This window comes from Janthinobacterium sp. SUN026 (genome assembly GCF_030397625.1).
Lineage (GTDB): Bacteria > Pseudomonadota > Gammaproteobacteria > Burkholderiales > Burkholderiaceae_D > Janthinobacterium > Janthinobacterium kumbetense.
In genome coordinates, this window is the sequence record NZ_JAPQNU010000003.1 from 380,856 (window position 1) to 392,194 (window position 11,339).

Genomic DNA, 11,339 nt, shown 5'->3' on the forward strand with positions numbered 1-11,339 from the left:
GCTGGGGTCAGACCCCCTCGATTGTTAGCACAAGCCTTCGCGTTAACGGTGTTGAGGGTCTGACCCCGGTTCTCCCGCTTGCTCCGAGGCAAACGCCGCCGCATCGCTCTCGAACATGTCTTCCAGTTCCTCGCGCGCCTGGCGCGTGAGGGACATGACTTTTTGCTGGTCCTGGAAGTGCGGCGCCACTTCCAGCAGGGTTTTCAGGTTATGCCGGCCAAAGATGCCGGCCGCGCGCTGCGCCCGCTCCGGGCTGAAGCCCACCTGCTGCAAGGTCTGCTCGCCCAGCAGCAGCGCCGCGGCGAACGTTTCGCGTTCGATCAGCGTCACGCCCCGCTTCATCAATTCATAGTAATGCGTGACGTTGCGCGCACGCGCCAGAATCGTCAGTTGCGGCAGGCGCAGGCGCACGGCGTCGACCAGGGCCAGGCTGTCGTCCACATTGTCGATGGCGATCACCAGCGCCCTGGCCTTCTCGATGCCGGCCGCCACCAGCAGGTCCACGCGCGTGGCGTCGCCATAAAACACCTTGAAGCCGAACTTGCGCAGCAGGTCGATCTGGTCCGGGTCGTGATCGAGTACCGTCACGCCGATCTTGTTGGCTGCCAACAGGCGGCCGATGATCTGGCCAAAGCGGCCGAAACCGGCGATGACGATGGGATTGTCCTGCGCCTCGATATGGTCGTCGGGGCGGCGCTTCTTCTCGCCTTGCAGGCGCGGCGCGACAAATTTGTCGTGCAACAGCAGCAGCAAGGGCGTGGCCACCATCGACAGGGTCACCACCACGACCAGCAACGCGGCCGTTTCCGGCGCAAACACGTGCGCGGCCTCGGCGGCGGCAAACACGACGAAGGCGAATTCGCCGCCTTGCGACAGCAGCAGCGCAAAGAACAGCTGCTGGCCGCGGGGAATGTCGACAAACTTCGACAGCACGTACAGCAAGGCGATCTTCACCGCCAGCAGGCCCGCCACCAGGGCCAGGATCAGCAAGGGCTGGGCGCGCAGCACGCCGAAATCGACGGACATGCCCACGGCGATGAAAAACAGGCCCAGCAGCAGTCCCTTGAACGGTTCCAGGTCGGAAATGAGTTCATGGCGGTATTCGGAATCGGCCAGCAGCACGCCCGCCATGAAGGTGCCCAGCGCCATCGACAGGCCCACCGATTCCATCAGCACGCAGATGGCGATCACCAGCAGCAGGGCAAAGGCCGTGAAGATTTCGCGCAAGTCCGTCCTGGCGATGAAGCGCAGGATGGGATTCACCAGGAAGCGACCGCCGATCACCAAGGCCGCCAGCACGGCGGCCAGCTTGGCCACGCGCAGCCAGCCCGGCTCGCCACTGTGCGTGACCAGCCCGCCCAGCAGCGGCACCAGCGCGATCATGGGAATGGCGGCGATATCCTGGAACAGCAAAATGGAAAAGCCGGCGGAACCGGCCGGCGTGCTCATCAGCTTGCGTTCGCCCAGGGTGGCCAGCACGATGGCCGTCGACGACAGCGACAGCCCCAGCGCGCCGACCAGCGCCGTGCGCCAGTCCACGCCAAAGGCCATGGCCACGGCGCACAAGCCCGCGCTGACGACGCCCACCTGCGCCCCGCCCCAGCCAAAGATGGGACGGCGCAGCAGCCACAAGCGCTTCGGCTCCAGCTCCAGGCCAATTAAAAACAGCAGCAGCACCACGCCGAATTCGGAAAAGCTGAGGATCACCTCGACATTCTTGATCAGGCCCAGGCCCCAGGGACCGATGACGACGCCGGCCACCAGGTAACCCAGCACGGCGCCCATGCCCAGGCGCTTGGCCAGCGGCACCATGATGATGGCGGCGACCAGGTAAAACAGTATGTTGATGAGAAAGCTGTGGTGTTCCATGCGAATTCCGGAAAAACGTGACTGGAATCGCAATCATGCCTGAAGTGGCGCGCCAGCGGGGTATCAGGGTTGCGGCGCATCGATACGTGCGCGTAGTTCGTCGACATTCACGCGCTGGAGGTAGCTTTCGATATTCTTCCACACGGCGTGGTAGCCGTAACCGCCATTTTTCAGCTCGTCGATCGCCTTTTCGCGCGGCCAGCCCTGGTACAGCATGCGGTACATGGCGGCCATCATGCCCGTGCGGTCGGCGCCGTGCAGGCAATGCAGCAGCACGGGACCCTGCTGTCCGGCGGCGCGGATGGCACGCATGGTGTCGATCACATGGCGGTCGCGGATGGCCCAGGTATTGATGGGAATGCGGACGGCGCGGATGCCGCTGCCTTCCAGCACCTGCGTATCGGAGTGGAAGGAGCGCAGGCTGATCACCGTCTTCACGCCCAGCGCCTGCAGCTGGGCCACGTCGGCGCTATCCAGCCTGGCGCTGCGGTACAGGAGGGGCGTGACTTGGTGCAGGTTCGACACCTGCGGCAGCGGCGTGGCCCAGTCCGGATGGCGTGGCGGCGATGGTTGCGCCCCGGCCGGCGCGGCGGCCAGCCCCAGGGCAAGGGTCAACAGTACGACATGCAGCATCATGGTTTCCTGGTTATTGAAGAACGGCGCCGGCGCGCAGCACCTGCGCCAGCACGTCCTGGGCGGCGCGCGGGCGGCCCAGGGCCAGCGCCTTTGCGCGCATCGATTGCAACTGCTCGGGATGCTCGAGCAACAGGCGCACCCGGTATTCCAGGGTGACGGCATCGAATGCCTTCAGGGCCACGCCCTGCTCCAGCAGATAGTCGGCATTGCGCTCTTCCTGCCCCGGAATCGGCGAGTTGACGATCATGGGCAAGCCCAGCGCCAGGCATTCCGAGGTGGTCAGCCCGCCCGGCTTGGTGATCACCAGGTCGGCGCACGCCATCAGGCGCTCGACTTCGCTGGTAAAGCCTTGCGCCAGCAGGCGGCCCGGATACTGGCCGGCCAATGCCTGCAACGCCGCCAGCGCGGCGGTGTTTTTCCCCGCCAGCACGATCAGCTGGAAGTCGCCCGGCAGCGCCAGCAGGCGCGCGGCGACCGTTTCAAGGCTGCCCAGTCCCGCCCCGCCGCCCATCAGCAGGATCGTCGTGCGCCGCGGGTCGAGGCCAAACGCCTGCGCGCACGACACGCGGTCGGGCGCCTGCGCGAACGCGGGCATGATGGGAATGCCCGTCACGTGGATGCGCCCGGCGGGGATGCCTTCGTGGCGCATGCGGAACGCCACTTCGTCAGTGGCGGCGAAATAGCCCTGCATCTGCTCGTGCACCCACATGCGGTGCAAGTCGAAATCCGTGACCTGCACCCACACGGGGCAAGCCAGCTGCTGCTGGCGCAATGCGCGCGACAGCAATTCGGCCGGCAGGAAATGCGTGCAAATGATGGCGTCGGGCTGGAAAGCGGCGATCCGCGCCATCAGCGCGCGCGTGTTGAGGCGCTCGACGGCGCGGCGCAGGCGCTGCATCGAGCCGTCGCGCGGCGCATCGTGGGTGGCGTGATACAGATAGCCCCACAGCGCGGGCGCCTTGTTGACCAGCTTGATATACAAATCCGTGTACAGCTTGCGGAAGGCGGGCGTGACGAAATCCATCACGTCGAGATGCAGAGCCAGCGCCGCTGGGCCGCCGTCATCGCGCGCCGCATACGCCTCGATGGCTTGCGCCGCGCGCATGTGGCCGGCGCCGGCCGAGACGCTCAGGAGAAGAATTTTTTGTGTCATGAAAAACCGATGCGTGAACAGGTTGCGCGCGGACGCGGAAGATGCATTAGCAGGATAACATCGCTGCAAGCTGGCCGGTTTGATCTGGCCACGCGCGCTAGCCAATGACGGGGACGGGCAAGGCCGACACTTTCCAGCTGCCTTTGAGCTTGCGTTCGATCAAGGCCGGCAAAGTGCTGGCGTCGGGCGCGCCTTTTTTGGTGAACTTCACCGGCACCAGCAGATGGATGGTGACCTTGTCGTCGTCGGCAATGTCCTCCTCCGGCTCCGGATTCCAGCGCTTGTCGATGGCCAGCAGCGCGTCGACGCCGTCCGGCCAGGCCAGGTCCGCCAGGTGCGGATCGTCGCGCCGCAGCAGCTCGCCCGCCGCCAGACTGGCCCGGTCGAGCGTGCGCGGTCCCAGGCGTGCCAGCAGCGCCACCGGAAAGCGCCAGGGGCTGTGCTGCGCGAAACCGTGGACCGTCAGCGGCCAGCGGCCAGGCAGGCAGATGGCCAGTTCGGTCATCGGGGATTGCTGGAACAGGCCGGCCGTAAACAACAGCTTGAAATCGCTCTTGCCGCCGATGCAGCTGATCCCCAGCGAAAAGCGCACGTCGCCGCTTTCCGGGCTGAACACGGCCGGCAATACCCAGCCGGCGCTGTTGTGCATGAAGGTGCGGATCGATTCCTGCGGCGAGGCGGCCGCTTGCTGCGGCACGTCGAGTATGCTGACGCCGCCAGCGGCAGCGAGCAATTGGGCGATCGCGGGAAAGCCCCAGCCGCTGGCGATATCGACCGGCGCCTGGTTCCAGCGCGTATGCAGGCGGTTCGGATTGGCGCCCCGCTGCAGCAGCAATGCCACCACGCCCTCGTGGCCGCCCACGCAGGCGCTGTCCAGCGGCGACAGTATATTGTCCGGCAAGCCATCGACGGCAGCGCCCTGCTCGAGCAGCCAGCGGCAGGTATCCAGATGGCCATGGCTTGCCGCCGCGTCCAGCGGCGTATGGTTGCGGTAGCCGGGCAAGGGCAGGTCGATGTCCAGGCCCAGCGACACGAGCAGGACGCAGACGTCGCGGCTGCCGCCGGCCGCGGCCAGATGCAGCAGCGATTCGCCGTCATCCATGTTGTAGCGGCGCAAGGTCAACAGCAGCGGCGTGGCTTCGAGCAGGCTGCGCACCTGTTCCACCTGATTTTCGCCGACGGCGTCGCAGAGGTGAAAAAACGTCTCCCGGTGCTGGTTATACAGTGTCTTGTTGCCCATTCATGGTCTCTGCTCGTGGTGGCGGCGCCATCATCGAGCGGAGAATAGCATTTTCTTTCGATTAATCTGCGCGATTTGATAACTTCGGTGTGCGCGTCGGCGGCAATGCCAAGCCGGCCGGCGCCACATCCGTGCGCAGCACCGGATACAGGTTCAGGCGTTCATCCCAGGAAGCGTGGCGGCGGGCGAAGAATTCCAGGCGCGCGGCCGGGCTCTTGGCAAATGCGGGATCGCTGGCCAGCTTCTGCTGGAACTGCGCCGCCAGCGCCGGGTCGGCCGCCAGCTGCGCGCGCGCCACGTCTTCGGCCACGTATTCTTCCATGTACTCCTTGCGCTCGAAGGCCGTATTGAAACTGCCCCAGGCCAGCAGGGAATCGGGCGCGCGCGGTTCGAGCAGGGCCACGACCAGGCGCGCCTTGGCCTGGTTGACGGGCACGTACAGTGCGCCCGCACCGACCACGCGCGCCTCTTTCTGCCACTCGCCCTGCACGGCCGCCGTCTGGCGTCCCTCGAACGACTGCGCACCGAATTTCACCATCGTGGCGCGAAAGGTCTCGACCGGCAGCTTGCCCGGCGCGCCAGCCAGCACCTGGTACGACACGCCATGCTGGCGCAGCTTGGCCGCCACCATCTGCGCCTGCGCGGCGGGCACCAGATAGCCGGCATGCGGCGCGGCATGCTGCAAGTCAGGCACGATTTCGTCGCGCAGCGGCACGTTCCAGATCTGCGGCGTGGTTTCATCGTAGCGCGTCATCAGCGCGCCCGACACTTCGGACGGCGTACGCGTGTAGGCGTAGCCGCGAAACGCGATCATGCGGCTCTTCTCCGTCGTCTTGTAGGTGAGCGGCAGGGTGGTGCCGGCCAGCTGCGCGGCGCGCGCGTCCGCCTCGAGCGCCGTTTGCCGCCACTGCGCGCCATGCTGCGCCACTTGCGACAGCAGCGAGACGATGGTGTTGCGGGTGATGCGCACGCGGGTCGGATAATCCTTCCACGAATGGGTTTCCACCAGCATGCCGAAGCGGTTACGCAGCTGGAAATAGCCATGCGAGAAGCGGGGATTCGGCGCCGAATCGACAAAACCCGATTGCGGATTGTCGTTCTCGGCAAACGAAATATAGAACGGTTTCGGGTCCGAACCCTGGCTGGCCAGGTCGGCCAGCACGCCGTCGCGCAGCGCCGTTCCCGCCACGCGCAGGGCCGCATCGCCCGCATGCACGGGTTCGACCTGGATCGAGATATCGGGTTCGAACTGGGCGCCGTCGGTGACGTGCAGGTCGACATACGCCAGCGGGTCCCAGGCGTTCACCAGCGCCAGCATGTGCTGCATCTCGGGCGTATCGGCCTTCATGTATTCGCGGTTCAGATTGTAGTTTTGCGCCGTGCTGCGCCAGCCCATTTCCACGGGACCGCGCTGGTTCGGACGGTTCCACTGGCCGAAGCGCTCATGGCCATCGACATTGAAGACGGGGACGAACAGCAGCACCTGCTTGTCCAGCGCGCCGGGCGCCGCCTTGCCCTCCAGGACTTCGCGCAAGGCCAGGAAGCCCGCATCCTTGCCATCGATTTCGCCCGCATGGATGCCGCCCTGCACCAGCAGCACGGGTAGCTTGCGGCGCGCCGCTTCGGCCGGCGTCAGGGCGCCCGTACTCGTCACGGCCAGCGCCAGCATGGGGCGGTTTTCCGGCGTGCGGCCGAACTCCACGCAGCGCACCTGCTTCGGATAGCGCGCCTGGAACTGGCGGCACAGGGTTTCCACTTCCGCGTAGCGGCCCGTATGCAAAAAGCCCGAGCGCTCGGCCACCGTCGTCAGGACGGGAGCGGCGTGTGCGCTGGCGGCAAACACGGTCAACAGGGCGGTGGACAGCAGGGCGTGGCGTAGCATGGGTCAAACTCCATCGAGAGAGGACAAGCGGGCAATTATAGAGTGGCGGTCGGATAAAAACGCGCCGGAAAATAAAAAAGCCGGAACAGCGTCAGCTGCTCCGGCCTTGCTCTGGCAAGCGTGAATTACGAGCCAAAATGGTAGTTGAACTCGATCCACCCCTGGCGGCCTTGCGGGCTGTAGTTGCCGATCGGGTAGTACGGCCAGCCGTTGCTGGCGTCGCGCTTGATCTTGTCGAACACGTTGTTGACGATCAGCGAAACGGTGGCGCGGTCGTTGATGCGGTAGACGGTGCTGATGTTGGCCAGCGCCGTCGGCGTCAGGTAAGCCTTGCCGGCGGCATTCGGCAGCTTGCCGTAGCGGCTGACCAGCAAGGTATTCGACCAGTCGCCCGCAGCCCAGTTGACGCTCAGGTTCAGCTTGTCGGGCCAATCCATGTTGGTCATCGATTTGGTTTCATCGGTCTCTGCATCGCCGGCGAATTGCTGCGATTTCTTGCTCAGCACCCGGGCGTAGTTGGCCTTGAAGGCGAAGCGGCCATAATCCGTCGTGCGCAGCAAGTATTTCAGGCTGACGTCGATGCCGCTGCTGCTTTTCTTGGCCGCGTTGATCGGGTTGACGGTGATGGTCTTGATCTCGCCCGCCTTGTTCAAGGCATTGGCCGCGTAGCGCTCGATGCGGCCCAGGGTATCGATACAGGTCGGCGAGCCGATATCGGCCTTGCCGAGGCGGCAATCGGATTCGTCGCGCAGCAGCTTGTCGGCGTCCAGATTCGTCACCAGGTCGTCGATCTTGATGTTCCAGTAATCGACCGAGACGTCGAAATTGGAACTCGGCGACCAGACGGCGCCCACGCCGAAGGACTTGCCCTTTTCCGACTGCAGGTCGCGGCTGCCGTTCTGCACGTAATCGGCACCCGGCGATTTATTGGCATACTCGCAGCCGTCGATGGCCTTGCCCGCAGCATCGCAACGGTAATAGTCGGTGGTGCTCGAATAATAGCCTTTGCCGCGTGCCTGGTAGATGTAGTTCATGTCCGGCGCGCGGAAGCTGGTGGCATAGTTGGCGCGGAACAGCAGGTCCGGCGCCGGGCGCAGTTCGAGCCCGCCGTTGTAGGTGAACTTGCCTTCCTTGCGGCCGGCAAAGCTGTAGCGGTCATAGCGGCCGGCGACGGTAGCGGTCAGCTTTTCATGCAGCGGCACATTCAACTCCGCACCCAGCGCATAGCGCGAACGGGTGCCGGCCGTGACGCCCGAACCGGTGGCGACATTGAAATAGCCCTGGTCGATGCGCGCATCGGGTTCGTTGCTGAAGCCCTGCTTGCTCGCTTCGGCAATCGTGGCGATTTTCACCGTGCCGGCGGGCAGCTGGAACAGGTCGCCATTCGTGGCCAGGCTCAGGGTATTCGTCCAGGCCTTGTCCTTGCTGTCGCTGTAGCCGCTGATGCTGTCGAATTCGGCCGGCGTCAGGCGCTGCGACAGGCGCGCGGGATCGGGGGCGTAGATGGCCACGCCATTCGCGTCCGTGCCCAGCTTCGGTCCCAGGAAGAAGCTGTCGATGTTCGAGCGCAACTGCGGCCGGTGGGCTTCGCTCGTGTAGACCGAGGCGTTGTAGTTCGCCTCATATTGCCAGGCGCTGCCCGGAATGCGACCCTTGGCGCCCAGCGAGATGGCCGTGGCCAGGTCGTCCCAGCTGCGGTTATAGCGCTGCACGCCGCCGATTTCCTCGGGCGAGATAAAGCGCGTCCACTCTTCGTAGGCGCCGCTGTTCTGGTTCAGGAAGGAATTGCCGTTCAGCGAAGCGGAGGTCCACGACGGGCCGCGCGTATTGTTGACGGTCTTGTTCTTGCCGATCAGGATATCGGCAAACAGGGTGGTGTCGGCATCGAGCTCGTAATTGGCGCTGCCGAACACGTTCTGGCTCTGGTTCTTCGTCTGCGTGGTCCAGAAGGTCGGGCGGGCTTTCGGGCTGGCGCAATAGCTGCCGTTTGCCGCCGTGTACTTGCTGACGCTGCCGCCGAACATGTCGCCGAACTGGCCGCAGGTGTCGCCCAGGTCGACATAGTTGCCGGCCTTGCCTTTCACCAGGGTGCGGCGCGCGGCGATCGTCGTCGGCACGCCGGAGCGGCTGGTCATGAAGTCGCGGTCCATGCTCCACAGCGGGTCGCGCTGGCTCAGTTCCACGCTGAACAGGGTATGCAGCTTGTCGAAATTGCCGCCGCCCGTCAGCTGCACGCGCTGGTTGCCGGCGCCGCCGCGCGAGGTGCCGCCCAGCTTGACGTTGATATCGAAGCCGTCCGTCTGTTTTTTCAGGATCACGTTGACCACGCCGGCGATCGCGTCCGAGCCATAGATGGCCGAGGCGCCGCCGTTGAGGATTTCGATGCGGTCGACAATGCTCGACGGGATGTTCGCCAGGTTGGTGAAGTTGACGGCGCCGTCATAGGCGATGGGGAAGTCGGCCAGGCGGCGGCCGTTCAGCAGGATCAAGGTATGGTTCGGGCCCAGGCCGCGCAGGCTGATGGTATTGGCCGACGGCGTGAAGGTATTGCCGTAATCCTCGCCCTGCGTAAAGCCGCTGTTCTGCACCTGGCTGGTCAGCGCGTCGAAGACGTTCTTGTAGCCCTGCTTGGTGATTTCGTCGCCGGTCAGGACGGTGACGGAAGACGGGCCTTCCAGGCTGGCGCGGGGAATGCGCGAACCGGTGACCACGACGGCTGGCGGGGTGGCCGCCTGCTGATCCGCTGCGGGCGCTTGCGTTTGCGCGTGCGCCTGCCATGCGGTGCCGCCCAGGATGGCCAGTACGCCAAGGCTGAGCGGTGTTAACTTGAACTGTTTCGACATCGTTGCGCTTCTCAAGGTGGGAGAAAAGCGGCAAGATAGCAAAATGTCAGTCATTCCAGAACGAATGGATTCATCTTTCTATATATCAAAATTGTTATATAGAAATATTCATGAGCAGGAAAACGCCAGGCGTCCTCGCTAGCTCATGGCAGGAACATGCGCGCTAACGGCGCATGATGGCAATTTCCTTGTAGGACGGTCGCAACAGGCGCGTGGCCGCGTCGGCCGGACTCTCCATCGAACTCAACAGCCTGGTGGCCCCCATGGGCGGCGTGCAGCTGCCGCTGCTGCGGTAGCGCAGCGCCGCTGCCAGCATGCCTTCCGCCGCGTCGCCCAGCGCATGCTGGTAATCGTCCGCCACGTCGCAGGTCGGCGCCATGCCATCGGCAAAGTCGCCAAAGCCCTTGGCGTTGACGCCCTGGAATTGCACGGCGAAATACGTGGTGCCGCAATTCGGCGCGGGATAGAAACCGTAGGGCTTGCCGCACGTCGTGCCGCCGATCAGGTTGACTTGCACGTCCACGCCGCGCAAGCCGTTGATGATCGCTTCGCTGGCCGAGCAGGTGTTGCCTGTTGTCAACAATGTCACCCGCTTGAGCCCCAGCGAAGGCAGCGGCGTGCCCTTGGGCAGGGGATTCTGCGCGGGAAAGCCCTGACTTTGCGCATGGAATGGCACGGGCGCTTCCGGCCGCGTCTTGTCATTGAAGAGCACCTGCTCGAAGGTCTTGCCGGTAGTGACTTGCGGACCGGCGATCATGTAAGCGAGTTCGCTGGCGACATCGAGGTAACCGCCGCCGTTGTAGCGCACATCGAGCACCAGGTCGCTGATGCCGGCCGCCTGGAAGCGGCCCATGGTCTCGACCAGCTGGCGTTCGGCCACGTTGTTGTGCGTATTGAAGGTCAGGTAGCCCACCTTGCCCGTGGGCGTGTCGATGATGCGCTCGTTCTGCACGGCGCTGGTGCTCACGTCCACCGCCGTCAGGCTCACCGACAGGGGCGCGCCGTTACGGCTGAATCCCAGCGTGTGCGCGCCTTGCGCCTTGGGGAACAGGCCGGCGTTGAGGATAGCCACGCTGGCCGCGTCGGGGACATTGACGAAATCGACGCCATCGACGGTTTGCAGCACGTCACCGCGCCGCAAGCCCGCCAGTGCCGCCGGCGAGCCTGGCTCGACGATCGAGATCACCGCCTTGCGCGGCGGCGTGGTACGCGTCAGCGCCAGCAGCATGCCGTAACCCAGTTCCACGCCATTGAGCGAAGCTTCCCATTCGGCCGTCGTGTACGTGAAATGGAACTGATCCTTCGGCTTGCCGGACGCCGCCGTGGCCGTTGTTTTCAGCACATCGAAGTACGCGACGGGCGTGGCGAAGCTTTGCGCCTGGTAAGTGGTCGGCACTTCGCGGTACCACAGATACGTTTCATCGATCCAGCTGCGCACCCACGTCAGTTCATCGAGCAAGGTGCCCGGCTTGTCGATGCTGCTGCCGCCGCGCGGCGCCGCGCAGCGGTTCGCGACCGTGGACGAAGCGACCAGCGCCGCCGGACCCGCCGGCGTCACGGGCGGCACGACGGGCGCGCTGTCGCTGCCGCCGCCACCTCCACCGCAGGCACTCAACAACAATACGAGAGGAACCGCCAGGGCGGAAAAGCGCAGGGAAGACATGACGAACTTTCCGAAAAGAAATTATCGAAAAATTATAAGACGTTTTACAAACA

At 64.6% G+C, this 11,339-nt stretch carries 7 protein-coding genes; all 7 read right to left on the bottom strand.

What is annotated here, in order from left to right; genetic code table 11:
* Positions 1–42: 42 nt before the first annotated feature.
* The 7 genes from kefC to OX459_RS16470 all read right to left on the bottom strand — a co-directional run bounded on the left by kefC (position 43) and on the right by OX459_RS16470 (position 11,286).
* Positions 43–1,869, bottom strand: a complete 1,827-nt coding sequence (gene kefC / locus OX459_RS16440) for a glutathione-regulated potassium-efflux system protein KefC (RefSeq protein WP_289905836.1) — start codon at positions 1,867–1,869, stop codon at positions 43–45.
* Between the two features lie 63 nt (positions 1,870–1,932).
* Positions 1,933–2,502 carry a dual specificity protein phosphatase family protein gene (locus OX459_RS16445; protein WP_289905837.1) on the bottom strand — a complete coding sequence of 190 codons (570 nt, stop codon included), beginning with the start codon at positions 2,500–2,502 and terminating at the stop codon, positions 1,933–1,935.
* Between the two features lie 13 nt (positions 2,503–2,515).
* Positions 2,516–3,658: a glycosyltransferase gene (locus OX459_RS16450; RefSeq protein ID WP_289905838.1), complete on the bottom strand. Its 1,143-nt coding sequence runs from the start codon at positions 3,656–3,658 to the stop codon at positions 2,516–2,518.
* A gap of 97 nt (positions 3,659–3,755) precedes the next feature.
* A complete protein-coding gene (locus tag OX459_RS16455) occupies positions 3,756–4,898 on the bottom strand; it encodes an ankyrin repeat domain-containing protein (RefSeq protein ID WP_289905839.1) in 1,143 nt (380 codons plus the stop codon).
* Positions 4,899–4,959: 61 nt separating this feature from the next.
* Positions 4,960–6,780, bottom strand: a complete 1,821-nt coding sequence (locus OX459_RS16460) for a M14 family metallopeptidase (RefSeq protein WP_289905840.1) — start codon at positions 6,778–6,780, stop codon at positions 4,960–4,962.
* Between the two features lie 125 nt (positions 6,781–6,905).
* Entirely contained in the window at positions 6,906–9,623 is a 2,718-nt protein-coding gene (locus OX459_RS16465; RefSeq protein WP_289905841.1) for a TonB-dependent receptor, read from the bottom strand.
* Between the two features lie 163 nt (positions 9,624–9,786).
* A complete protein-coding gene (locus OX459_RS16470) occupies positions 9,787–11,286 on the bottom strand; it encodes a S41 family peptidase (protein ID WP_289905842.1) in 1,500 nt (499 codons plus the stop codon).
* Between the last annotated feature and the right edge of the window lie 53 nt (positions 11,287–11,339).

Excerpts from the sequence above, each read along its gene's own strand:
- kefC (WP_289905836.1), bottom strand. The coding sequence starts at position 1,869 with ATGGAACACCACAGCTTTCTCATCAACATACTGTTTTACCTGGTCGCC.
- OX459_RS16445 (WP_289905837.1), bottom strand. The coding sequence starts at position 2,502 with ATGCTGCATGTCGTACTGTTGACCCTTGCCCTGGGGCTGGCCGCCGCG.
- OX459_RS16450 (WP_289905838.1), bottom strand. The coding sequence starts at position 3,658 with ATGACACAAAAAATTCTTCTCCTGAGCGTCTCGGCCGGCGCCGGCCAC.
- OX459_RS16455 (WP_289905839.1), bottom strand. The coding sequence starts at position 4,898 with ATGGGCAACAAGACACTGTATAACCAGCACCGGGAGACGTTTTTTCAC.
- OX459_RS16460 (WP_289905840.1), bottom strand. The coding sequence starts at position 6,780 with ATGCTACGCCACGCCCTGCTGTCCACCGCCCTGTTGACCGTGTTTGCC.
- OX459_RS16465 (WP_289905841.1), bottom strand. The coding sequence starts at position 9,623 with ATGTCGAAACAGTTCAAGTTAACACCGCTCAGCCTTGGCGTACTGGCC.
- OX459_RS16470 (WP_289905842.1), bottom strand. The coding sequence starts at position 11,286 with ATGTCTTCCCTGCGCTTTTCCGCCCTGGCGGTTCCTCTCGTATTGTTG.